Source organism: Marinobacterium zhoushanense, assembly GCF_014641945.1.
In the GTDB taxonomy this organism is placed as follows: domain Bacteria; phylum Pseudomonadota; class Gammaproteobacteria; order Pseudomonadales; family Balneatricaceae; genus Marinobacterium_D; species Marinobacterium_D zhoushanense.
Genome location: NZ_BMIJ01000001.1, coordinates 330,774 through 354,609, shown reverse-complemented (window position 1 = coordinate 354,609; position 23,836 = coordinate 330,774). Strand labels below are relative to the sequence as shown.

Annotated in this window: 23 protein-coding genes; 21 read left to right on the top strand and 2 right to left on the bottom strand. The window is 59.4% G+C overall.

What is annotated here, in order from left to right:
* The first annotated feature begins 51 nt into the window (after positions 1-51).
* Genes IEX40_RS01720 through IEX40_RS01640 form a run of 18 tightly spaced genes read left to right on the top strand, consistent with a single transcriptional unit; the run spans position 52 to position 15,424 of the window.
* Positions 52-783, top strand: coding sequence for a beta-ketoacyl synthase chain length factor (locus IEX40_RS01720; protein ID WP_188745376.1), 732 nt, complete (start codon positions 52-54; stop codon positions 781-783).
* A gap of 1 nt (position 784) precedes the next feature.
* Entirely contained in the window at positions 785-1,594 is an 810-nt protein-coding gene (locus tag IEX40_RS01715; RefSeq protein ID WP_188745375.1) for a lysophospholipid acyltransferase family protein, read from the top strand.
* Positions 1,545-1,805, top strand: a complete 261-nt coding sequence (locus tag IEX40_RS01710) for a phosphopantetheine-binding protein (protein WP_188745374.1) — start codon at positions 1,545-1,547, stop codon at positions 1,803-1,805. Before IEX40_RS01715 ends, IEX40_RS01710 begins: the two co-directional genes overlap by 50 nt.
* A 9-nt stretch (positions 1,806-1,814) precedes the next feature.
* Entirely contained in the window at positions 1,815-2,060 is a 246-nt protein-coding gene (locus IEX40_RS01705) for an acyl carrier protein (RefSeq protein ID WP_188745373.1), read from the top strand.
* Positions 2,061-2,071: 11 nt separating this feature from the next.
* Positions 2,072-2,605, top strand: a complete 534-nt coding sequence (locus IEX40_RS01700) for a COG4648 family protein (RefSeq protein WP_229680475.1) — start codon at positions 2,072-2,074, stop codon at positions 2,603-2,605.
* Positions 2,602-4,299 carry an ApeI family dehydratase gene (locus IEX40_RS22050; protein ID WP_229680473.1) on the top strand — a complete coding sequence of 566 codons (1,698 nt, stop codon included), beginning with the start codon at positions 2,602-2,604 and terminating at the stop codon, positions 4,297-4,299. Before IEX40_RS01700 ends, IEX40_RS22050 begins: the two co-directional genes overlap by 4 nt.
* On the top strand, positions 4,277-5,044 hold the full coding sequence (locus IEX40_RS01695) for a glycosyltransferase family 2 protein (RefSeq protein WP_229680471.1): 768 nt from the start codon (positions 4,277-4,279) through the stop codon (positions 5,042-5,044). The genes IEX40_RS22050 and IEX40_RS01695 overlap by 23 nt, the downstream gene beginning before the upstream one ends.
* Positions 5,037-6,014, top strand: a complete 978-nt coding sequence (locus IEX40_RS01690) for a lysophospholipid acyltransferase family protein (RefSeq protein WP_188745370.1) — start codon at positions 5,037-5,039, stop codon at positions 6,012-6,014. Before IEX40_RS01695 ends, IEX40_RS01690 begins: the two co-directional genes overlap by 8 nt.
* Positions 6,015-6,026: 12 nt before the next feature.
* Positions 6,027-6,434, top strand: a complete 408-nt coding sequence (locus tag IEX40_RS01685; protein ID WP_188745369.1) for an acyl-CoA thioesterase — start codon at positions 6,027-6,029, stop codon at positions 6,432-6,434.
* On the top strand, positions 6,431-6,994 hold the full coding sequence (locus tag IEX40_RS01680) for an outer membrane lipoprotein carrier protein LolA (protein ID WP_188745368.1): 564 nt from the start codon (positions 6,431-6,433) through the stop codon (positions 6,992-6,994). The genes IEX40_RS01685 and IEX40_RS01680 overlap by 4 nt, the downstream gene beginning before the upstream one ends.
* Positions 6,991-9,306 carry an MMPL family transporter gene (locus tag IEX40_RS01675; RefSeq protein ID WP_188745367.1) on the top strand — a complete coding sequence of 772 codons (2,316 nt, stop codon included), beginning with the start codon at positions 6,991-6,993 and terminating at the stop codon, positions 9,304-9,306. Before IEX40_RS01680 ends, IEX40_RS01675 begins: the two co-directional genes overlap by 4 nt.
* On the top strand, positions 9,306-10,538 hold the full coding sequence (locus IEX40_RS01670; RefSeq protein ID WP_188745366.1) for an NAD(P)/FAD-dependent oxidoreductase: 1,233 nt from the start codon (positions 9,306-9,308) through the stop codon (positions 10,536-10,538). The genes IEX40_RS01675 and IEX40_RS01670 overlap by 1 nt, the downstream gene beginning before the upstream one ends.
* The gene (locus IEX40_RS01665) at positions 10,526-11,080 is read left to right on the top strand and encodes a DUF3261 domain-containing protein (protein ID WP_188745365.1); all 555 of its coding nucleotides are present in this window, start codon (positions 10,526-10,528) and stop codon (positions 11,078-11,080) included. Before IEX40_RS01670 ends, IEX40_RS01665 begins: the two co-directional genes overlap by 13 nt.
* 7 nt (positions 11,081-11,087) lie before the next feature.
* On the top strand, positions 11,088-12,251 hold the full coding sequence (locus tag IEX40_RS01660; RefSeq protein ID WP_188745364.1) for a beta-ketoacyl-[acyl-carrier-protein] synthase family protein: 1,164 nt from the start codon (positions 11,088-11,090) through the stop codon (positions 12,249-12,251).
* Positions 12,251-12,703: a hotdog family protein gene (locus IEX40_RS01655; RefSeq protein ID WP_188745363.1), complete on the top strand. Its 453-nt coding sequence runs from the start codon at positions 12,251-12,253 to the stop codon at positions 12,701-12,703. The genes IEX40_RS01660 and IEX40_RS01655 overlap by 1 nt, the downstream gene beginning before the upstream one ends.
* Positions 12,700-13,425: a 3-ketoacyl-ACP reductase FabG2 gene (locus IEX40_RS01650; protein WP_188745362.1), complete on the top strand. Its 726-nt coding sequence runs from the start codon at positions 12,700-12,702 to the stop codon at positions 13,423-13,425. Before IEX40_RS01655 ends, IEX40_RS01650 begins: the two co-directional genes overlap by 4 nt.
* Positions 13,425-14,651, top strand: coding sequence for a beta-ketoacyl-ACP synthase (locus tag IEX40_RS01645; RefSeq protein ID WP_188745361.1), 1,227 nt, complete (start codon positions 13,425-13,427; stop codon positions 14,649-14,651). The genes IEX40_RS01650 and IEX40_RS01645 overlap by 1 nt, the downstream gene beginning before the upstream one ends.
* Before the next feature lie 29 nt (positions 14,652-14,680).
* Entirely contained in the window at positions 14,681-15,424 is a 744-nt protein-coding gene (locus tag IEX40_RS01640) for a hypothetical protein (protein ID WP_188745360.1), read from the top strand.
* Positions 15,425-15,525: 101 nt separating this feature from the next.
* Here the strand turns inward: IEX40_RS01640 and IEX40_RS01635 are convergent, their stop codons facing one another.
* A complete protein-coding gene (locus IEX40_RS01635) occupies positions 15,526-16,887 on the bottom strand; it encodes a DUF1329 domain-containing protein (RefSeq protein WP_188745359.1) in 1,362 nt (453 codons plus the stop codon).
* A gap of 38 nt (positions 16,888-16,925) precedes the next feature.
* Positions 16,926-18,872 carry a DUF1302 domain-containing protein gene (locus IEX40_RS01630; protein WP_188745358.1) on the bottom strand — a complete coding sequence of 649 codons (1,947 nt, stop codon included), beginning with the start codon at positions 18,870-18,872 and terminating at the stop codon, positions 16,926-16,928.
* A gap of 242 nt (positions 18,873-19,114) precedes the next feature.
* Between IEX40_RS01630 and IEX40_RS01625 the strand changes: the two genes are divergently transcribed.
* From IEX40_RS01625 to IEX40_RS01615, 3 genes are all read left to right on the top strand, one after another.
* Positions 19,115-20,173: an AraC family transcriptional regulator gene (locus tag IEX40_RS01625; protein WP_188745357.1), complete on the top strand. Its 1,059-nt coding sequence runs from the start codon at positions 19,115-19,117 to the stop codon at positions 20,171-20,173.
* Positions 20,174-20,319: 146 nt separating this feature from the next.
* A complete protein-coding gene (locus IEX40_RS01620) occupies positions 20,320-21,405 on the top strand; it encodes a WD40/YVTN/BNR-like repeat-containing protein (RefSeq protein WP_188745356.1) in 1,086 nt (361 codons plus the stop codon).
* Entirely contained in the window at positions 21,402-23,771 is a 2,370-nt protein-coding gene (locus IEX40_RS01615; RefSeq protein ID WP_188745355.1) for an efflux RND transporter permease subunit, read from the top strand. The genes IEX40_RS01620 and IEX40_RS01615 overlap by 4 nt, the downstream gene beginning before the upstream one ends.
* The last annotated feature ends 65 nt before the right edge of the window (positions 23,772-23,836 follow it).

The window sequence follows — 23,836 nt, the reverse complement described above, 5'->3', positions numbered from 1 at the left end:
GGTGGCTTGCTTTGATTTTTCGATACTCGGCAAGCGGGAGTATGGGCTTTGTTGAGTTTCAAGTTGCAATCGTGGAATGCTGTCGCGCCGGGGCTGGAGAGTGAGTCCCAGTGGCGTGTATGGCTGCAACAACCTTTTCCTCTCTCGTCTGAACTTCATAAAGTATCGCTGACGCAGATCTCCCCAATATTAAGGCGACGCTTCACCGAACTTGGCCGCTGTGCGGCGGGTGCGGCACTGCCGTTGCTTGAGGGCATCGACGCCATTCCTGGGGTGTTTGCGTCCAGACATGGTGATACGCCGTTGACGCTCTCCCTGTTGGAAGGGATCGCGGATGACCAGCCGATGTCTCCCACAGGTTTTAGCCTGGCGGTACACAATGCTGTGGCGGGCTTACTGTCGATTGCACGCAAGGATGTCAGCGCCGCGACCTCCATCGCCGCTAGCGAAAACCTGATGCCTCTCGCTCTGCTTGAGGCGGTGACACAGTTGCAGGAGCGAGAGCAGGTATTATGCCTCATCTATGATGTGCCGCTGCCCGAACTCTACCGTCCCTACGCTGAGAGTGAGTCTTACCCGTTCGCGCTGGCGATGCTGCTCAGCCGCAGCGAGGGGAGCGATATGGTGCTTGAACAGATATCGCCGCGTCGGGGACTGCCGGGCGAAAGCGAGCTTTTGCGTCTGATGCGCTTCCTTTGCGATCTTGATGCCAGTGCTGACTTTGGTTCCGGGTCGGGCGTCGGCTGGAGCCTTCGCAGGACCGTCGATGCGGGGGAGAACTGAAATGCTGGTGCGTATTAATCATGCCTGGCGATGGTGCGGGACCGCATTCAGTTTTCTGGTGTTCGGTCTTGGCGGCATACTGCTGCCGCTGATCGTCGTCCCCGTCTTGTATAGCCTGCCCGGCAGTGTCGAGCAGCGCGAATCACGCGGGCAGCGCGTGATTCATCACGCCTTTCGCTTCTATATCGGCATGATGAAGTTTCTAGGGGTACTGAGTTATGACCTGGAGAGTGTTGCCAAGCTGCGCGATGCCCGACTGATCCTGGCCAACCATCCCACACTGATCGATGTGATTTTTCTGATCGCCCTGGTTCCCAACGCCAACTGTGTGGTAAAGGGGAAGCTGGTCCGCAATCCGTTTACTCGCGGGCCGATCAAAACGGCTGGTTACATTATCAACGAAGACAACGATAAGGTGATCAGTGCGGCGGGAGCGGCATTTGCCAAGGGGCACGCTCTGATTGTCTTCCCTGAAGGGACGCGGACGACACCGGGTTCAGCGCTGAAACTGAAAAGAGGGGCTGCCAATGTGGCGATCCGCACGGCAGCGGATATCACGCCGGTATTGATAAGCTGCACACCCTCTACACTGACTAAACAGGACCGTTGGTACCAGGTGCCGTCGTCCAAGGTCCATATTCGTATCCGTGTAAACGACACCATTTCGGTGGCGCCTTACTTGCATGACACTACACCATCCGTAGCGGCGAGAAAGCTGACAGCGGATCTCGCCGATTATTTTGGTAAGGAGTTGAGAGTTTATGAGCAATCTGCAGTTGGAAGTAAAGCAGATGATTATCGATGCGCTTGATCTTGAGGACATCGAGGCCAGCGAAATCGACGATAACGAACCGCTGTTTGTGGATGGGCTGGGACTGGATTCGATCGATGCGCTGGAGATCGGTTTGGCGCTGCAGAAGCGTTATGGAATCAAGTTGAAGGCCGATTCCGATGAAACCCGGAAACATTTTGCAAGCGTCAATGCACTGGCTGCACTGATTCAATCTCAAGCAGAACAGTAAGTAGATACCATGTCAGATCAGGAAGAAATTTATCAGAAGATCGCCAAGGTTCTGGAAGAGCTTTTTGAAATTGATCCAGATGATATCCATCCCGAGGCCAATCTCTATCAGGACCTGGATATCGACAGCATCGATGCGGTCGATCTGGTGGTTGAATTGAAGAAAATGACCGGGAAGAAGATCAGGCCAGAGGATTTCAAGTCTGTGCGCACGGTACAGGATGTGGTCACCGAAGTTGAGAAACTGCTGGGCTGAGCCTGATGCTGATGCGCACGCTCATTACGCTGCTCACCCTGAGCTACCCCTTTCTGGTGTACTGGGGCTTGCATCGCTTTGATGCGCTGGTGCTGCTGCCGGCGTTGGCTGTGATCCTGCTGTTGCGTTGGCTGGGGGGAGATCATGGGCGTGATCGAGTCGTGATCGGCTGCAGTGCGCTGGGTGTGCTGACTGTGACGCTGCTCTGGGATGCTCACCTGGGCCTCAAGTTCTACCCGGTTCTGGTCAACCTGGGGCTGCTGATCCTGTTCGGCAGCAGCCTGTTCGCGTCTCAGACCCTGATTGAGCGGCTGGCGCGGATCAGGGAGCCCGATCTGCCAGTGGCGGGGGTGGCTTACACCCGGAAAGTGACCATCGCCTGGTGTCTGTTTTTTGTATTCAATGCCGCTGTGTCGATGGCAACCGTGCTCTGGGCATCGGATGAGATCTGGATGCTGTATAACGGCCTGATCGCCTATATCCTAATCGGCCTGATGTTGTCCGTGGAGTGGCTGGTGCGGCAGAGGGTCAGGAAGCATTCATGACCCATGCGTTGATACCCCTGTCCGACTGGCTGCGCCTGGCGCCGGACGCGCCCATAGCGACAGGCGATATGGGGGCTGTTTCCCGTGATGAGCTGCTTTCCAGAGTTGCCCACTGGTGCCAGGTGTTGCCGGCCCGACCCGGGCAGCGCTGGGCTGTTTATCATCAGGACACGGTCGAGTTTCTGAGCCTGCTGCTGGCGTTGTGGCAGCAGCGCTGTACCGTCTGTGTGCCCGGTGACGATCGACCAGCGACCACCAAACGTTTGCAGCGACGAGTGGACGGCTTTGCCGGTCAGTATCCCGCATCCTTGGCGACGTATCAGCACCAGTCTCATGCGCCAAGCTCGCAGCCAGAGTGGCAAGCTCTACCGGCTGACTTTCCCGCACTGGAGATTTTTACATCCGGCTCCACCGGAGAGCCGAAACCGGTAGTGAAGACCTTTGCCCAGATAGAAAGCGAGCTGGCCGCGCTGGAGCAGTTATGGCCTGGTCAGCACGACGCGGTCATCGTCACCACCGTTTCCCACCAGCATCTCTACGGGCTGACCTTCCGCCTGTTCTGGCCGCTATGCCGGGGCCAGTTGTTCGAGCGGGATGCCTGCCAGTTTACCGAAGATATCTACCGTCGGGCGCAACAACACCCCCAGTTCAGCCTTGTTTCAACACCGTCCCACCTGGGGCGGTTCAATCCTTCGCTGGAGTGGCATAGCCTGAGTTCTAAGTGCCGTGGCGCGCTCTCCTCAGCGGCACCCTTGCAGCGACAGGATAGCTTGCAGGTATCGGATCTGTTGGGCGTGCCGGTACGTGAAATCTACGGCAGTTCGGAAACCGGGGCGGTTGCCTGGCGGGCGCAGCATCATGATGCGGAGGCCCGGTGGGCGTTGCTGCCGGGCATTTCGATGCAGCTCAACCCCGACTCGACTCTGACCCTGCGAGCAGCCCAGATTGCGGGTGACGGGCAGACGTTATCTGACCAGGTGGCGCTGGACCCGGATGGATGTTTCCGGCTGCTGGGTCGGACCGACCGTATTGCAAAAGTGGAAGGCAAGCGCGTCTCGCTGGCCGAAGTGGAGCAGGTTGCAGAGCAGCACCCGCTGATAAAATCCGCGCGGGCTTTGGCGCTATCGCGCAAGCGCGTTGAGATCGCCCTGGTGGTCCAGTTGAACGATGAGGGGCTGCAGTGCCTCGGGGCGCAGGGGAAAAGGGGATTGGTACGCGAGATTCGCGAAGCCTTCAAACCGCATTTTGAGCCGGTGGCGCTGCCGCGACGTTGGCGGTTCGTGGAGCAGATGCCATACAATCAGCAGGGAAAAATTACGATGGATGCTTTGATGGCCCTGTTTCATCAAGATGAGGCCAAATGGCCCGAGCTGATCAGTCGGACCTCCACGGCGCAGACCGCGGCGCTGGTATTGCGCATACCGGCGGAGTTGATCTACTTCGACGGCCATTTCGCGGGCAATCCGATCTTGCCGGGTATTACGCAGGTGCACTGGGCTGTCCATTATGGGCGGCAGCTATTTGGTACCGACGGTGATTTCGGCCGCTTGGAGGTGGTCAAGTTTCAGCAGGTTATCTTCCCCGAGTCACAGGTGTCGTTGGAGCTTGAGTACTCGGCCGAGAAGAACAAGCTGGGCTTCCGTTATTACTCAGACAAGGGAGTGCACTCCAGTGGGCGGATCTGCTTCAGCTGACCAGAGTTTCAGGGCCGCTATCGTCATACCGGTGTACAACCATGAGGAAGCGATTGGGCCCACTCTGGCCAGCGTGCTCGACTACGGCTACCCGGTATTACTGGTGGATGACGGCAGCTCACCGGCCTGTCGCGATGTGCTGATCAGCCTTGAACGGCAGTATGGTGACAGGGTGTGCCTGATCCGGCTGGAGCAGAACGGCGGCAAGGGCGCGGCGGTAAAAGCCGGGCTTCGCCAGTTGCTTAAGCAGGGCTATACCCATGCGGTTCAGATCGACGCCGATGGCCAGCATGATCTGAACGATCTGCCGCTATTTTTAGAACTGGGGATGGCATCGCCGGATGCGCTGGTCACCGGCTACCCCCGGTATGACGAGTCGGTACCGGCGCTGCGTTACTATGCCCGTTATCTGACCCATGTCTGGGTCTGGATCAATACCCTGTCGTTCCGGATCAAGGACACCATGTGTGGTTTCAGGGTCTATCCCCTGGCGCCGGTGGTCGAGTTGCTGGATCGGGAGCCCTGCGGCAACCGGATGGATTTCGATCCCGAGGTGATCGTGCGTTGGGCATGGCGTGGTTTGCCGATCAAGAACCTGCCGACCCGGGTGCACTACCCGCTCGACGGCGTTTCCCACTTCGATGCGGTCAAGGACAACGTGTTGATCTCCCTGATGCATGCCCGGCTGTTCTTCGGCATGCTGGTGCGTCTGCCGTCAATTATCAGGCGTCGTCGCAATGGCTGACAGCACTAAGCACTGGGCCGGTATTGGTGAAGCGGGCACGCTGCTGGGCATGAAAATCCTGCTGCTGGCCTATCGGCTGTTTGGTCGGGCGGGGTTCAGAGTTTTTCTGTTTCCGGTCATGAGCTACTTCTACCTGACGCGCCCGTCATCAAGGCAGGCGTCAAGGCGCTATCTTGCGCGGGTTCAGCAGCTAGTGCCGGCAGAGCAGAGGGCTGGACTGACACCCTTTCGGCATTTCTGGTGTTTCGGCGAGATTCTGCTGGATAAGCTGCTGGTCTGGATGGGGCATATCCGGCCGCAGGATGTTGTGTTCGCCACGCCTGAGGTGTTTGACGAGGTGGACAGGAGCCGTAGTGGCGGGATTATTGTTGTTTCCCACCTCGGCAACACCGAAATATGCAGCGCCTTGGCCCATCAGTTACCGAATATCGGCATCACCATGCTGGTCTATACCCGGCATGCCGAAAAATTCAACCGGCTGATGCAGCATGCCAACCCCGATGCGAGCATCAATTTGATGCAGGTGACGGATATGTCGCCGGCAACCGCCATGCTGTTATCGGAACGTGTGGCGGCAGGTGAGTACGTAGTGATCGCCGGCGATCGCACCCCTGTCAGCGGCGGCACAAGGACCTCGACGGTGAGCTTTCTCGGCGATCAGGCGGAGTTCCCCCAGGGAGCGTTTATTCTCGCCGGTCTGTTAGGCTGTCCGGTGTATCTGATGTTCTGCCTGAAAGAAGCCGGCCAGTACCATCTCTACATGGAAAAATTTACTGAGAGGCTGTCGTTGCCGCGCAGGAGCCGGACCGAAGGGTTGCAGTTGGCGGTGCAGTCCTACGCTGACCGCTTGGCCGATTACTGCTGCCGGGCGCCGCTGCAATGGTTCAATTTTTTCCCTTTCTGGCTGGCCGACCGCAAGCCGGATAGCTCATCCGCGTCTGAGAGTCGGCAACGCGACAGGCATTCATGATCAGGAACACACATGGTTAAAGCTGAAGTTACCCTGGAAATACCCTTTCATGATGTCGATGTCATGCGCGTCGTCTGGCATGGGCACTATGCCAAATATCTCGAGATCGCACGCTGCGCCTTGCTGGATAAGATCGATTACAACTGCCCCCAGATGGAAACGTCTGGCTATGCCTGGCCAGTTATCGACATGCGTATCCGCTACGCCCAGCCGTTGCGCTTTCAGCAGAAAATCGTCGTTGAAGCGACATTGGTAGAGTGGGAAAGCCGACTGAAAATCAACTATGTGATCATCGATCTGGAGAGCGGGCAGCGCCTGACCAAGGCGTACACGGTACAGGTGGCGGTGGATGTCGACAGCGGTGAGATGCTCTATGCCTCACCCTCGGTACTGCTGCAGAAGCTGGGGCTGGAAGCATGATACGCCGGCTTGTATTGCTGTTTTCGCTGCTGGTGTTCGTGCCCTTGGCCGCAGTGGCCGATTACCGGGAGCTGGAAGCGTTGATGGCCACACCGCCCAGCCTCAGCGGTCGTTTCGAACAGGTCAAGTATCTGGCCGCACTGGATACCGAAATCGCCTCCTCAGGTCGCTTCGCCTATGAGCGGGACCGCGAGATCAATTGGCAGACGCTGGCGCCGATCGAAAATATGTTGAGGCTGACACCTGAACGCATCACCAGTGAGCAGGCGGGCAGGGTGCTGTCGCAGCTGGAAACTGGCAACAACCCGGTGGTGGCACTGTTCAGCGATATATTCTTTGGTGTGATGACCGCGCGCTGGAGCCGCTTGGCCGAGCATTTCGATCTGCAGACCCGCATCGCCCAGTCGCAGTGGCAGGTAACCCTGATGCCAAAAGAGCCGAGGGTACAGCAGGTGGTGTCAAAGGTTGAGCTACAGGGCGGTCGCTACCTGAGGGAGGTCGTGCTCCACGAAGTGGGAGGGGACTGGACGCGTATCCGGTTCTACGACATCCAGCAATGACATCGGCTACTACTGGACGGCGATCCGCGGCGCTGTTGTGGCTGGCGGTGATTCTGGCACTCTGTATCGGCGCCTGGCATAAGGGTGTCGCTTTCGATACCAGCGTGATGGAACTGTTGCCGGAAAGTGAGCAGCAGCCACTGATCAAACGCGCCACCGAACAGCTCGCGGCGAGCTACACCGATAAGCTGCTGCTGGTGATCTCGGCCGATGACGAGCTCAGGGCCCGGAATGCGGTCAGGCAGGTGGCCGCAGGCTTGCAGTCGCTGGACAGTATCGCCCGTCTGACTTGGCAGGCACCGCCGTCCGACCGGGCTTTAGATGAGCTCTTCCCCTATCGTTTCACCCTGCTGAGTGACGAGGCACGGGTGCGCCTGAATAGCGAGGGAGGGGCTGCGCAGTTCCAGATTGCCCTGCAGCGGCTGCTGAATCCGCTCTCTGGATTTAGCCTTGCGCCGTTGCGCGATCCGTTCAGTCTGTATACCGATCTGATGCTATCGCTGCAGTCAGACCTCCCAGTCAGTATCGATAACGGTCTTCTGCGTCTGACTGCGGCCGAGCAGCCGAGCTATCTGCTCAGCCTGCAGCTGATGGCCGATCCATTCAGCCTGAGCGTTCAGCAGGCCGTCAACGCTGTGCTGGAGCCTTTGGTAAAAGAACAGCAGCAGCGGGGAATCAACATCCGCCGTTCGGGGCTGCTGTTGCATGCCGCAGAGGGGGCCAAGCAGGCGCGCTCGGAGATGTCGACCATCGGTCTGGGATCGCTGCTGGGGATCGTCCTGTTGATTCTGGTGGTGTTTCGCAGCCTTGCGCCGCTGGGCCTCGTACTCTTGCCGGTGTTGGTCGGCTCGCTCGTTGCGGCCGCGGTGACCCTGCTGCTATTTGGCCGCATTCACCTGGTGACCGTTGCCTTTGGCGCCGGTCTGGTCGGCGTTGCCGTTGATTACGCCCTGCACTTTATCTGTGAGTCCCGGGTAGTGGCGGATAGCACCATCCGCAAGTTGTTTGCCGGCCTGCTGCTGGGACTGATATCCAGTGTTGCAGCCTATGCGGGGCTGGCGCTGGCACCTTTTCCCGGCCTGCGGCAGATGGCGCTGTTTTCTGTCCTGGGGTTGGCAGCGGCATGGCTCACCGTTGTGCTCTGGTTGCCGGTGATCGGTGGGCAACGTCGGCTGTCGCCGCTGCCGGCCGCTCAATGGCTGGATCGCTGGCGTAACGGCTATCCCCGTATCGGCAAGACATCCTGGCTGATGCCGTTGCTGCTGGTACTGGGGCTGATCAGCGGCCTGGTGATCTGGCAGGGCGCGGCGCGTGACGATATCACGTTACTGCAGACCTCGCCCCAGGCGCTATTGGAGGAGGACCGGCAGGTCCAGTCATGGCTGGCTAATGGCAGCAGTGCAGCCTTCCTGCTGGTCACGGGCCGGGATTTTGAGCAGCTGCTTCGAACCGAGGAGCGGCTGCAGCCGCTCTTGGCATCGCTGCAGGACCGGGCGTTGTTGCAGGGCTATACGGCGCTGTCTCAGGTGCTGCCCTCGCAGCAGCGCCAGCGCGAAAACGCGGAGCTGGTGCGGGCGCTCTATGCATCGCACTGGCCAGCGCTCGCCAGCATACTGCACCTGTCTCTGCAACAGGTTGAACAGGCCCAGGCCCTGATGGAGCAGGGAACCGCCGCAGTGCTGACCCCGGCACAGTGGCGCCAACTAACAACCAGTCAGCCCTGGGCTTCACACATTATCAATGGCGCTGACGGCGAGGTGGCTACTGTTATCCGGCTCAAGGGGAGCATGAGTGCGGCGCTGAAGCAGGCGTTGATCGAGCTGGCCGCAGCGGAGCCCGAGGTTGAGTTTGTCGATCGGGTCGGTGACATCAGTGATCTGATGTCGCGCTATCGCAGCGAAATTGTCGACTGGCTGCTGCTTGCCTATACCGGTGTCGTGCTGATGCTGGTGCTGCGTTATCGACAGCATTTCTGGCGTATCGTGGTGCCACCGCTGTTGGGATCACTGTTGACCTTCGCCGGTTTCCTCCTACTCAACGACGGCTACAACCTGTTTAACCTGATAGCCCTGATGTTGGTGCTGGGCATAGGACTGGATATGGGGATCTTCCTCAGCGAGTCCAGCGACAGCGATCACACCTGGCTGGCCGTGAGCCTGTCGGCGGTGAGCAGCTTGCTGGCATTCGGGTTGTTGGCGTTGAGTCAAACGCCGGTACTGTATCACTTTGGTATCGTTGTCTTGCCGGGTCTGACGCTGACCTGGCTGTTGGCACCGCTCATGCGGGCCCCCTCTACTGGAGAGCTTAAATAATGACAGAGTCACAGGGACGTTATGATGTGGTCGTTATCGGTGCCGGCCCCTCCGGCTCTGTAGCGGCTACGCTGTTGGCCAATTATGGCCACCGGGTGCTGATACTCGAGCGGCAACATTTCCCCCGGTTCTCCATCGGCGAGAGCCTGTTACCGCAAAGCATGGAGTTTCTTGAGCAGGCCGGACTGCTGCAAGCGGTGGTGGAGGCGGGTTTCCAGTACAAGAACGGCGCTGCGTTTTGCCGGGGTACAGAGCACGACCAGTTCGATTTCCGCAAGAAATTCTCGGACGGCTGGGGCACCACCTATCAGGTGCAGCGCGGCCAGTTCGACAAGATCCTGGCCGACAGCGCCGGTCAGCGCGGTGTCGAGATTCGCTATGGCCAGACCGTTACCGCGATCGAACAGCTGGAAACGTCGATCGTTATCGACGTATCTCCCGAAGAGGGTACACCCTATCGAGTCGCGGCCGATTTTCTGCTCGACGGTAGCGGGTTCGGTCGCGTGCTGCCGCGATTGCTGAATCTGGAAAAGGCGTCCTGCCTCGGCTCGCGAGTCGCCTTGTTTACCCATGTTGAAGACAACATTCGCGATAGCCGATTTGACCGCAACAAGATTTTGATCACTGTGCACCCGTCAAACCCGGAGATCTGGTACTGGCTGATTCCGTTCAGCAATGGCCGTTCGTCGGTTGGCGTCGTGCTGCCCAGAGCACTGTTTGACGACGCCATCATGGCGGAACAGCCGACCTTGCAGCGTTATATCGACGAAGGGGGGATGCTGAGTGAGATTCTGGCCAATGCCCTGTTCGATACTCCGGTCGGCAAACTGGATGGATACTCCTGCGATGTGGCGCGACTCTATGGCGAGCGATTCGCGCTGCTGGGCAACGCAGGCGAGTTTCTGGACCCGGTGTTTTCATCCGGCGTGACTATCGCGCTCAAATCGGCGACGTTGGCGGCTGCCGCGGTGCACCGGCAGCTAAACGGGCTGCAACCCGACTGGGAGCAGGAGTATGCCATACCGCTGAAGGTCGGGATCGACACGTTTCGGGTGTTCGTGGAGGGCTGGTATGACGGGCGTCTGCAGGATGTGATCTTCTCCGACAACAAGAGCGAGCCGGTGAAAGCGATGATCAGCTCCGTTCTCGCCGGCTACGCCTGGGACCGCCGCAACCCCTATGTCAGTGAGCCTGCAAGACTCTCCACACTGGCCGAGCTATGTCGTCGTTAATTCGGTTGGTGTTTGTCGGCTTGATCTGCCTGATGGCGGGCTGCGCCCTGATACGCCCGGGTCAGGATGCGGCGGCAACGCTTGCGCTGTTGCCGCCAGAGGAGGGGCCCGCGCCGGTGCTACTGAAGCAGACGGTCACCCTGCAGTCAGCTGACGAGCGTTTGGCTTTTCTTGTCGTGAGCCGGTTTGAGCGACAGCAGGTCAAGTTGGTCGCGCTGTTGCCGACCGGTCAGCCGCTCACGGCGCTGGAATATGACGGAAAGCAGTTGCAGCAGACGGTTTCGGTTCCTGTGAACCTTCCCGCAGAGTCGATACTGGCGACAATACAGTTTGCCCTTTGGCCTGAGCCCTCACTGCGCAGACATTATCGCCCGGAGCAGGGCTGGACATTGAGTGCAGAGACCAACAGGCGGCAGTTGTGGCATCATGGAGCACTTCTCCTCGACATCATTTATGACGCCGATATCACGCTGGTGCACGACTATTTGCGAGCGTATCAGGTCAGGATCCAGACGCTTGAGGAAATGAACTTAGGGACGTAGAACAGCGATGCGGTGCTATTTAAATGCCATGGCGATGGTCAGTGCCATGGGGGACAGTCGGGAAGCGGCATATCATCAGTTGAGCACCGGGGATGCCGGGCTTACGCTGACCGATCAGTTCAGTCCTGGTCAGCCGATGCCGTTGGGACTCTATACCGGCGTTTTGCCCAGTATAAGCCTGGAGGAACCCCACTGGCACAGCCGCAATAATCGTATGGCACTGGCCGCACTGAGCCAGATTCAGGGTGCGGTTGATGACGCGATTGGCCGATTCGGACAGCAGCGTATCGGTGTGGTGATCGGTACCTCAACCTCGGGCATTGGTGACAGTGAAGGATTTCTGAAGCAGCGTGCCAAGATGGGCAGGATGCCGCCGGAGTACGATTACCGCTTGCAGGAGATGGGGGCAACGGCGGCCTTTATTGCCGCCTGGTTGAACCTTTCCGGGCCAGTATACGGCATATCGACGGCCTGTTCGTCCGGCGCCAAAGCGCTGGCATCGGCCCGCCGGCTATTGCGAGCCGGGGTCTGTGACGCCGTGATCGCCGGTGGTGTAGACACCCTGTGCCACCTTACCGTGCAGGGCTTTACTGCGCTCGAAGCGGTCAGCGATGCGCCGTGTAATCCGTTCAGCGTGAATCGCCAGGGGATCAATATCGGCGAGGGCGCGGGACTGTTCCTGGTTACCCGCGACAGGGGGAGCGTGGAGCTTGCCGGTGTCGGCGAAAGCTCGGACGCGCATCATATCTCGGCCCCTGACCCCAGTGGTGCTGGCGCGATCCGCTGTATGCGAGCGGCATTGGCGGATGCGGACCTCTCACCTGAAGCGATTGGCTACGTCAATCTACATGGCACGGCGACAACGCTGAATGACCAGATGGAGGCGCGGGCTGTGGCGGAGGTCTTTGGCGACACCCTACCCTGTAGCTCCACCAAGCCGCTTACCGGGCATACCCTCGGTGCGGCAGGCGCGCTGGAAGCGGCGATCTGCTGGCTGGCGCTGAACGAAGGCTTGGTACCGCGTCATGTATGGGATGCGCAGCCCGATCCCGAGTTACCCACCTTGAACCTGACCGGCGGGCAACGGGATGTTAAGGGCCTCGAATACGCGCTTAGCAACTCCTTCGCATTTGGTGGCAACAATATTTCGTTGATTCTGAGACGCACCTAATGAAACCTGAATTTACTGTAGATGAGCTGGTGCCCCATTCTGGACAGATGAGCCTGCTATCGGAGATCACCGATTATGGCGAGGAGTGGTTATCGGCGGCGGTCGACATCACACCGACCTCCATGTTTGCCGACGAGAAAGGGGTGCCCGCCTGGGTTGGCTTGGAATACATGGCACAGGCGATCGGTGCCTATGCCGGTCTGCAGGAGCGCAAGCAGGGGCGGGAGCCGAAACTGGGCTTTCTGCTCGGTACCCGCAAATACAGCGTACCGGTGGCCTATTTCGTACTTGGTGAGCGGATTGAGGTGAGGGTAACCAAGAACATGGAAGCGGAGAACGGTTTGTGTGCCTTTGACTGTGAACTACACGGACAGCGCTTTGAAGCCGTCGCAAGTCTGAATATTTTCCAGCCAGATGATGCGGATACATTTTTACGGGAAGCGCAGCAATGACAGCAACAGTTTTAGTGACCGGCTCCAGCCGTGGCATAGGCAAGGGGATCGCACTGCGCCTGGCCCAGGAGGGTTACGATATCGTACTTCACTGCCGTTCCGGGCTTGATGCCGCGCAGAGTGTAGCAAACGAGATAGACGCGCTGGGACGGCGGGTGCGCATCCTGCAATTCGATATCGCCGACCGGGATCAGTGCCGCAGGGTGCTGGAGCAGGATGTGGAGGAGCACGGCGCCTATTACGGTGTGGTCTGTAACGCGGGCGTGGCCCGTGATAACGCCTTTCCGGCGATGCCGGAGGAGGATTGGGATCAGGTACTGAAAACCAATCTGGACGGGTTCTACAACGTGCTGCACCCGCTGGTGATGCCGATGGTCAGACGTCGCCAGCCCGGGCGTATCGTGACCCTGTCGTCGGTATCTGGCGAAATGGGTAACCGCGGGCAGGTGAATTACAGTGCCGCCAAAGCCGGTATTATCGGCGCGACCAAGGCGCTGGCAGTGGAGTTGGCAAAGCGCAGGATCACGGTGAACTGCGTCGCCCCCGGTCTGATAGAAACTGAGATGACCGAACACCTGCCGCTGGATGAGGCACTTAAAATGGTCCCGATGCAGCGGGTAGGCAGCGTTAGCGAGGTAGCGGCCACCGTCAGCTTCCTGATGTCGGAGGGAGCAGGCTACATAACCCGTCAAGTGATCTCGGTAAATGGTGGTATGCATTGATGAAACGGGTGGTTGTAACAGGTATGGCGGGTTTTTCACCGATCGGGAACGATTGGCGGACGATCAGGGAAAATCTCGCTGCCGGTCGTAGCGGTATCGTCAGAATGGATGACTGGGACCGTTTCGAGGGGCTCAACACGCGGCTGGCGGCTCCGGTTCAGGATTTTTCGATGCCGTCGCACTACACCCGAAAAGCCCTGCGCAGCATGGGCCGGGTAGCCCAGTTTGGCGTTTATGCCACAGAGCTGGCACTGCGTGATGCCGGTCTGTTCGGAAACGAGACACTCGGTAATGGCCGTGTCGGTATAGCGTATGGATCGTCGGCTGGCGATACACGCGCGTTTGTCGACTTTGGCAACATGTTGATGAACAACACCGCGGACGGTCTCAACGCCAACTCCTATATCAAAATGATGTCACATACCGCACCGGTGAATATCGGTGTCTACTTCGGTCTTCGCGGCCGGGTGATCACCACGTCGAGTGCCTGTACCTCGGGTAGTCAGGGGATCGGCTATGCCTATGAGTCGATCAAGTCCGGCAGCCAGGACATCATGGTGGCGGGTGGCAGTGAGGGCTTGTGTGCGACCGAAGCTGCCGTGTTCGATACCCTCTATGCTACCAGCATCAAGAATGACACCCCGCAGCTGACGCCCCGTCCGTTTGACCGGGATCGCGATGGCTTGGTCATCGGGGAGGGCGGCGGTACCCTTCTGCTCGAGGAGTTGGAGCATGCGTTGGCCCGCGGCGCCAGAATCTACGCCGAAATCGTCGGCTTCGGCACCAACTCGGATGGCAGTCATGTCACTCAGCCCAGCGCCGAGACCATGGAGATCGCGATCCGCCAGGCGCTGGAGGGGGCGGCACTGTCACCTGCGCAGATCGGTTATATCAGTGCCCACGGCACGGCTACTGACCGTGGGGATATTGCCGAAAGTCAGGCAACCGCAGCGGTATTCGGTAACTCGACGCCGATCAGCTCGCTGAAGAGTTATACCGGCCATACCCTGGGGGCTTGTGGTGCGCTGGAGGCCTGGAGCGCAATCGAGATGATGAATGAGGGCTGGTTCTGCCCCACCATCAATCTGGACAATGTGGATCCGGAGTGCGCTGATCTCGATTACCTTGTCGGCGAAGGGCGTCGGATCGATACGGAGTATGTCATGAGTAACAACTTCGCTTTCGGCGGCATCAATACGTCGCTGATATTTAAACGATGGAACTGAGTTGATGTCTCGATAAAGGGAGTTCGGAGATGACGCGTATAAAACTGATACTGACCCTGGTGGCTGTATGTTTAGCGCAGTCCGCGGCTGCGTTTCAGACGAATGAAGAGCGGATTGCGAACTATGTCAGCCTGCTGGGTAGCAACAATTACGACCAGCAGCAAAAGATGCTAAGCCGTTTGCAGTGGTCAGGACTGTCTGATCCGGCACTGTATGATGTGATCGAGCAGCGTTTGCTGGCGCACCAGCAGACAGACGATCGCGCCCTGGCTGGACTCATGGCCCATCATGCCCGTGCTCTCGGGTACAGCGGCAATGAAAAATATCGTCCGACCCTGGCCCTGGTGAGTGAGCAGGCCAGCGACTCCAAACTGCGCTCTCATGCCAAGCGCGCGCTGGGTGATCTTTCTGCCTTCTCCGGTTGGTGGGCGCTGCTGCCTGGCCAACCAACTCCAGCGCCGGGTCAAAGCATAGAGTCGGCCACCTATATGCAGATGCTGAATACCGACAATGTCTTTGTTCAACGCTTGGCTGCTCGCGCCATCTTTCATGAACGAATCGCCGATGCCGGCTTGTTAAAGCGTTCTGCTGAGCTGATACAGGAGAAATACCTCGACGTCGGGATGGACGGCGAAACCGAGGATACCATCGCCTGGTTATGCAAGGCGATTGGGCAGAATGCAGCGGCACAGTACCGCAGTTTTCTGGCAGATGTGGCGGAGAAATCCCCATCACGCAAAGTAGCCAAGTATGCGCGCAGCTATGTGCAGTAAGTCGTTGGCGAAGGGAGGTCACGTCCTACTCAGGAATCTGCGATTTAGGGCAAGTCACCTTGCCCTCTACTCCCTTATCACTCTATCCATATAGACTTCTGTTAACGCCCCAGCCGCCGGATCGCCTGTGGGGTGAAGTCCTTGTACGCGAAGCGCTGGCCGAAGTCGAAGCCCTGGCCCTCTTCATTGGTCAGGCTACCCACCAGGTAACGGCCAGACTGCAGGTCGTACAGGGCTTCCGCCGCGATCCAGGGTACCTGGGCGTCGCGATAGGGGAAGGCGTGCGCTTCCGCCACGCGCCAGAGCTCACCGCGACCGTCGTAATGATCGGCGATGGCGATCTGCCAGCTGTCCTCGTCGATAAAGAACGTACGTTTGCTGTAGACGTGGCGCTCACCCGCTTTCAGCTTCGCTTCCACCTGCCAGACCCGGTGCAGCTCGTAGCGGGTATGCTCCGGGTTCATGTGGCCCTTGCTGAGGATGTCTGTGTATTTCAGCTTACGGTCGGCGAGCTTGAAACTGTTATAGGGGATATACAGTTCACGCTTGCCCACCAGGGTCCAGTCGTAACGGTCGGGGGCACCGTTGAACATATCCAGGTTATCGGTGGTGCGCAGGCCGTCCGATGCGGTTCCCGGTGCATCGTAGGCGATCTGCGGGGCGCGGCGCACCCGACGCTGTCCGGTGTTGTAGGTCCAGGCCTGGCGCGGCTGCTGGACCTGGTTCAGCGTTTCATGGATCAACAAGACATCACCGGTCAGACGCGCCGGGGCCAACACCTCCTGCACGAAGAAGGAGAGGATATTGGCGGTCTGGCTGCTGTCGGGGTTGTCCTCCAGGTATTCCGGCCAGCTCAGTTTTTCGTTGATCTTGACCGGGGTGAAATCGCCGTTGGCCTGCACCGGTACCTGTACGAAGGTGCGCTCCAGTGATCCCCCGCGATAACGGGTCAGGTGGTTCCACACCACCTCCAGTGCATTCTGCGGAATCGGGAAGGGGATCGCTTCGCGAAAGGTGGTCAGGCCGTTGCCGCCGTCCGACAGCTCGGTGTGCGTCGCGTTCCACATTACCCGGTCATAGATCGCATCGGGATAGGCGGCGGTTCTATGGCTTGGGTAGACCGGCATCCGGAAACTGTCAGGGTAGCGTTTGAGCATCGCCACCTGACCGGGACTTAGCCTGTCCGCATACTGCGCTGCATTGGCCGCGGTGATGGTGAACAGTGGCTGCTCATCGGCAAAGGGATCGGCATAGCGCTCGGCGCTCTTGCTCAGGCCGCCATCCCAGGCCGGAATAGTGCCATCCGCGTTGCCGGCGCGTTCGGCGCCCAGCGGTGTCAGGGTGTTGCCAAGTTCCGCGGCGCGCTGTTCCGATACCGCGGCGAAACCGCTGGCCGCCGTCAGTGACAGGCCCAGGGCCAGGGTAAGAGGGGAGAGGTGTCGGTAAATGGAGCGTGTAGTCATTATTCTATCTCCTGCGCATATTCAGTTCTGCGGGGTGTTCAGAAGGACAGCGAAGCGCTCAGTGAGAAGTAATCCCGATCGGCCAGAGCGTTGTAGTCGCCACCGAAGTAGGTGGTGTAGCCCATCTGTACCTGGTACAGGTTCTGGTAGTCTGCAGTCAGCGTCAGACCCAATGCCTTCTCATCTTCGCGGAACGCCGCGCCCGGCTCCGGGCCGTTACCCTTGATACCATGCTTGAGGCTGAGCTGTGGCGTCAGGTTGATGCCTGCCAGTGCATTGGGGTAGGTCAGAGCCGCGCGAGCCACATAGCCAAAGGAGTCGGCGGTAACGAAGCCCTCGTCGTCACCCGCGGTGTAGCCATAGGCGCCGGGGCGGCCGAACTTGAGCGCATCGCTGCCCTCGTCGAATCCGTGGATATGGGTCCAGCCCAGCTCGCCGATCAGGGACAGTCGGCTGGCGCCGAGCACGCGATCATAGAACTTGACGAAGCTGGTCTGTATCTGGGTGACATCGAAGCGCTCATAGCCGTTGACGGTGCCGCCGGGGCCCGCATCGGCGACACGCTGATCGGCAGCGTTGTTACCTATACCGCCGGAGAACTGGGTCAGGATCGCGCCGACCAGCAGCGGGCCGTTGATCTGGATCGGCATGTCATGTTTGAACGAGACCTCACCGGACCAGGCGATGTCGCCCAGATTGGTGTTGAAGCTCAGGCCGACCATGTCGATATCTTCCGGGTATTCGCTGAAGTAGGTGCTCTGGAACACCCCTGCGGTACCGGCGGCAGTGGCTGCGGCGGTGCCGGCGGCCTGGGCTGCTGTCAGTTCGGCAGCGGTCGGTGCCAACGGGTTGGCGGCGTTGTCGATGATCCACTGGGTAGCCGCTGCGGTACCTATCGCGCTCAGATCGGCGGCGCTGAGGTCGGTATTCACGCCGCTGCTGATCGGCAGGCGGCTGTGGTAGCGGGTGGCATAGAAGCCGAACTCGGTGCTGTTCAGGCTCTCGGCGAAGTAGCGCAAGGCGATACCGAACTGGCCTTCATCTTCGGCGGGGCGGTAGCCATCTTCATTGCGATAGACCACCGGATCGAAGCCGAGTGCGGCACCGGTGAAAGCGGTATCGAAATACTGCTGATCGGTCAGGCCAAGCGGTACGCGGATACCGTTACAGCCCTGGGCGGCGAAGTCGTTGGTGGAGAAGTAGGTGCCACAGCCGTCGATGGCGGTGGGCTCCCACTCCAACTGATAGAAGCCCTCTACGCTGAGGTTATAGGTCAGGCCCAGAGAGGCGAACAGCTGGTTGGTAGGCAGCAGCGCATCCTTGACCTCGGCGCCGGGGCGGCGGATGGCGCTGACATCGAGTGGACTGATGCTGTTCAAGCCACCCTGAATAAAGGCGCTTTCCCCCCAGTTGACCACCTGACGGCCAATACGCAGATCAAGCGGGTACTGCGCTTCGCTGCCGAGATCGAAACTGCCGTAAACGTAGGCATCGAGCAGTTCTGCGCCGGAGAACTTGGCGTAGTCGTTGAAACCCTCGTCACTCAATTCACTGTCGGGTTCATAGCCGTTCGCAGTATTGCCGTGTGGGTGGCTGTCGTCTTCCAGAGCGAAATCGAACCAGTACTTGCCGCGCATGAACAGGCCCAGGTTGTCGCGGCGCAGGTCGAGATCATGCACGCCCTTGATGGTGCGGGAGAAGGTATCGCCCTGCTCGAAGTTCAGGTCGCCGTCATCGTAGCTGCCCGACCCCTTGCTGCGTCCGCCGTTGGGCTCCGAGATCAGATCGCTATCCTGGTCGGCTACCCGCCAGCTGGCGCCGGCAGAGAGTTGGGAGTCGAAACGTCCCTCGATCTCGCCAAGCGTGAACTGCAGCGCATGGGCGGTTGGTGCAAGTGCTGCGCTGATCATTAATGCCAGTGTCGTTGGACGAACCAGAAAGGGGGGGCGGCCAGCAGGCGTATCGGCGCCGTTTTTTATTTCCATTTCGTTCACCAGAAATTGTTATTTTTATCAGGCTCTAGGGGTGGTCCGATCTGGAAGGTCTAAGCTGCCGAAAAATCAGGCTTTTTAACTTTCCGAGACGATTACGCCTCCCCCGGCTTTAGCTCATATTCCGGATCGGCCAGTGTTTTAACAATGACATTCGTGTGCAGTTTGACTGACAAAAGCGATCCGTCTGAATTAAATTGAAAGAAAAATAACCTGAACAAAGGCAACGAAACGCGATGAACCGTACCGTTACCGTACCGACCGGATACGTCAGAAACCTGCTGCATCAGGCACGTGCCCAGGGGTTCGATATCGACGAGCTGCTGCACGCGGTTGGCATCGACCCGCAGGAGATCGAGTCGCAGACCGAATTCAGTGCCGAACGGTTCGGCGCGCTGTACCAGCGCATCATGTATATCGCTCAGGATGAGTATTTCGGCATGCTCAGCGGCGGCAAGGTACCCAACGGCACTTTCCGCATGATGTGTCACGCCATTATCCACTGCAAAACTCTGGAGAGAGCGATCTACCGGGCCAGCGCCTTCCATGAGATCTGTCGCGGCGCCGAGATCAAGCCGGTGCTGGTGCGTAAGGGGCGCTATGCCAAGATCACCTTTGCTGCCACCGATAACGCGGAGTTCGATTTCGACGCCTTCCTGGCCAATGAACCGCCCGAGCGGATCCGCACCTCGTTGTCGATGTGGCACCACTTCATCAGCTGGCTGCTTGGTACACGCATCGACTTGAAGGCGGCCTATTTCACCTTTGCCCAACCTGCGGATCTGGAGGTCTACCACAAGCTGTTCCAGTCGGAGCTCAGGTTCGAGCAGCATGAAAATGCCTTCGTCTTTCCCGCCCGCTATCTGGATCAACCGCTGGTGCAGACCGAAGAGAGCTTGCGCAACTTTCTCAAGACCGCTCCGTTCCAGCTGATCGCCATGGTCAACGACGACCCCTCGCTGAAATCCCAGGTGGTGGCGCTGATCGGCAAGGATTTCAGCCGTGAGCTGCCCAGCGCGGAGGAGGTGGCCAAGGCGCTGAATCTGTCAGTATCGACACTGCGCCGACGTCTGCTGGAGGAGGATACCTCCTACCAGGCTATCAAGGATGAGTGTCGCCGGGCCGCCGCGCTGCACTATATGAGTTCACCCCAGCTGTCGATCAACGATGTAGCCGAACTGATGGGCTTTGACGAACCTTCGGCGTTCTTCCGCTCGTTCAAACGCTGGACCGGCATGACGCCGGGTGAGTACCGTCGCAGCGACGCCTACCAGCAACATCTGATGCATAACTGAGCCTGCGAGTTGGCGATGGCGGTACAGGGTGACGGAAATTGTCAGTGGATCAGCGTCGTTTTGCCATTGCCGATTCCGGCCCCGCTGGAGATGCTTCTGCATCAGACTATCCTCACCCGATAACGACGATAAAAACCGGGGAATCCATGCGTAAACCCTTGTCACGTATTCTGCTCCTGTTCTGCCTGACATTGGCCGTCGGTCAGGGCTATGCCGCTCAGTTCGATCGTTTACAGACGCCTGCGCTGGCGTCATCCACCGCCACCCGCTCCTTTCTGCTGGATATTCAGGTGCCGCCAGGCAGTGAACGACTGGTGGCTGCAGGCGAGCAGGGGGTGATCCTGTACTCCGATGATCAGGGCGCTACCTGGCAGCAGGCGAAGACCCCGGTGTCGGTATTGCTGACGGCGCTGAGTTTCAGCGATGCCACACATGGCTGGGCCGCAGGTCACGACGGCACTATCCTGCATAGCCGCGATGGCGGCCTCAGCTGGCAGCTGCAGCGATCGGGCCTGGAGCTGGTCGAACTGCAGCGAGACACCCTGCAACATCTGCTCGATTCGACGCCGGAAGGCGCAACGCCTCAGCAGCTCGACGACTGGCAGTATCAACTGGAGGACGTGGAGTTCGCACTCGAGGAGGGGGCGATGCCGGTGCTGCTGGATCTGCTGTTTATCGACAACCAGCATGGCTTTGCTCTGGGCTCTTACGGGGCGCTGTTCGAAACCGATGATGCCGGTGTGCACTGGCGCAGCATCGGTTACCGCCTGCCCAACCCCGATCGTTTGCACCTCAATGCTATCCTGCTTAGCCGCAGCGGTCGGCTACTGATCGCGGGCGAAGCGGGGCTGCTACTGTACAGTGATGATCGGGGACAGGTGTGGCAGTGGGCCGACTCGCCCTACCAAGGCTCGCTGTTTGGTCTCAGTGAAAGTGATCAGCTGTACCTGATGGGGCTGCGCGGTCACCTGTTCAGCTCTGAGGATGGCATCGAATGGAGCGCGTTGCCGGTGCCCAGCGATGCCACGCTGAACAGCGCGGTCAGCCATCGCGGTCAGCTCTATGTGCTGGGCCAGAGTGGGCTGCTGTTGGCCCGGAAAGGGGAAGAGTTCGTCAGGGTTGATGTGCCGAAACGGCGCAGTTTCACCGCCGGCGCGGCGTTGCACGACCGGCTCTGGCTGGTCGGTGAGGGCGGCCTGAATGAGGTCGATCTGGCGGGAGGTGCACAATGAGCCGCATGGACAGTGCACTGCTGGCGCCGATCAAGGCCAGTGAGCGTTTGCTTGAAGCGCTGCTGTTTGGCTACCGTCTGCCGGTGGCACTGCTGTTCCTGCTGGCGACGCTGGTTCTGGGCTGGCAGGCAGTACAGATCCGCCCCGACGCCAGTTTCGTCAAGATGATCCCCACCTCGCACCCCTGGGTGGCCAACTATCTGGACTATCGCGATGACCTGGCCGGACTTGGCAACAGTATCCGCGTGGTCGTGGCGCCGACCGAGGGCGATATCCTGCAGGCCGACTTTCAGCAGACGCTGAAGGAGATCACCGACGAGCTGTTCTTCATTCCCGGTGTGGACCGCTCGGCGCTGCAATCGATCTGGACCCCGAACGTACGCTGGACCGAGGTCACCGAAGAGGGGTTTGTCGGCGGCCCGGTGATTCCGGATGGCTATGACGGTTCGCCGGAGAAACTGGAGCAACTGCGGGTCAATATCCTGCGCTCGGGACAGGTGGGGCGCCTGGTGGCCAACGATTTTGGCTCGGCGCTGATCCAGGTGCCGCTGTTCGACCGCGATCCGGAAACCGGCAATAAACTGGACTACCAGCAGTTCTCGCAGCAGTTGGAAACACTGGTGCGCGACAAGTACAGCTCCGACCAAGTCAGCATCCATATCACCGGCTTTGCCAAGGTGGTGGGTGACCTGATCGACGGCGCGGTGCAGGTGGCACTGTTTTTCGGCATCGCGCTGCTGGTCACCCTGGTGCTGCTCTACCTCTACTCACACAGCCTGACCGGCACGCTGATTCCACTGTTCTGCTCGCTGGTGGCGGTGATCTGGCAGCTCGGCCTGCTGCACCTATTCGGTTACGGACTCGACCCCTACTCGATGCTGGTACCCTTCCTGGTGTTCGCCATCGGTGTCAGTCACGGCGTGCAGGTGGTCAACAATGTGCGGATCGAGGCGGCTGCAGGGGCCAACAAGTTTGATGCCGCCCGGCTAGCATTTCGCACCATCTATATCGCTGGACTCACGGCGTTGCTCTCCGACGGACTCGGCTTCGTGACGCTGATGGTGATCGATATCCAGGTGATCCAGGATCTGGCGGTAGCCGCGGCCCTGGGCGTCATGGTGATCGTGCTGACCAACCTGCTGCTGCTGCCGCTACTGATCTCCTGGACAGGTGTCGGTGCGCGGGCGATCCACAAGGCGCGTCATGGCAAGGAGCATAGCGCTGTGGTCTGGCGGGCCCTGACCCGCTTTGCCCGTCCGCGCGGTGCGCTTATCGCCGTTGCTGTCTCGGTACTGCTGGCCTGGATCGGCGTGCAGGCCAGTCAGTCGCTGAAGATCGGTGATCTCAGCGCCGGTGCTCCAGAGCTGCGCGCGCACTCGCGCTATAACCTGGACAACGCCTACATCACCTCGCACTACGCCAACTCAAGCGACGTGTTTGTGGTGATGGTGAAAACCGCCAGCGAACAGTGCAGCAGCTTCCAGACCCTGCAATTGGTGGACCGGTTCCAGTTCTATCTCGGCAATACGCCTGGGGTGCAGAGCAGCATCTCGCTGGTGGATGTGGCCGAACGTGTGACCGCCGGCCTCAACGAGGGCAACCTGAAGTGGCGCAGTGTCAGCCGCAATCAGTACGTGATCAACTCCTCTCTGCGCTACGTACCCCAGGGGTTGATGAACGACGACTGTTCGCTGATGCCGGTGATTGTCTTCCTCGCGGACCACCGGGCCGAAACGCTGGCCGGTCTTACCGCCTCTGTCGATACCTTTGCCGAGCAGTACAACAGCGACAGCATCCAGTTTCTGATGGCGGCGGGCAATGCCGGTTTCGAGGCAGCCACCAACGAGGTAATCGCCGAAGCGCAGTACAAGATGCTGTTCTGGGTGTACGCGGTGGTCAGCCTGCTCTGCCTGCTCACCTTCCGCTCGATCAAGACGGTGATCTGCATCATTGCCCCACTGGCGTTGACCTCATTGCTGTGTCAGGCGCTGATGGCGCAACTCGGTATCGGGGTCAAGGTGGCGACACTGCCGGTGATCGCGCTCGGGGTTGGTATCGGGGTGGATTACGGCATCTACATCTACTCGCGGCTTAACACCCTGCTACAGCAGAGGATGGATCTGCCCAGCGCCTATTACGAAACCCTGCGCAGCACCGGTAAGTCGGTGGCGTTCACCGGCCTGACCCTGGCTATCGGCGTAGTGCTCTGGGTGTTCTCGCCGATCCGCTTCCAGGCCGATATGGGGCTGCTGCTGACCTTCATGTTCCTGTGGAACATGCTCGGCGCGCTGATCCTGCTGCCGGCATTGACCTGCCTGCTCAACCCGGTGCGGGAGCGGAAAAGGGTGGTGCAGACCAGCCTGTAAGCGGTATCGGGGCCTCAGCGTTTAGCCTAGACTGGGGTTGGGCCCCAAGGAGCAGCTAGAGGTGT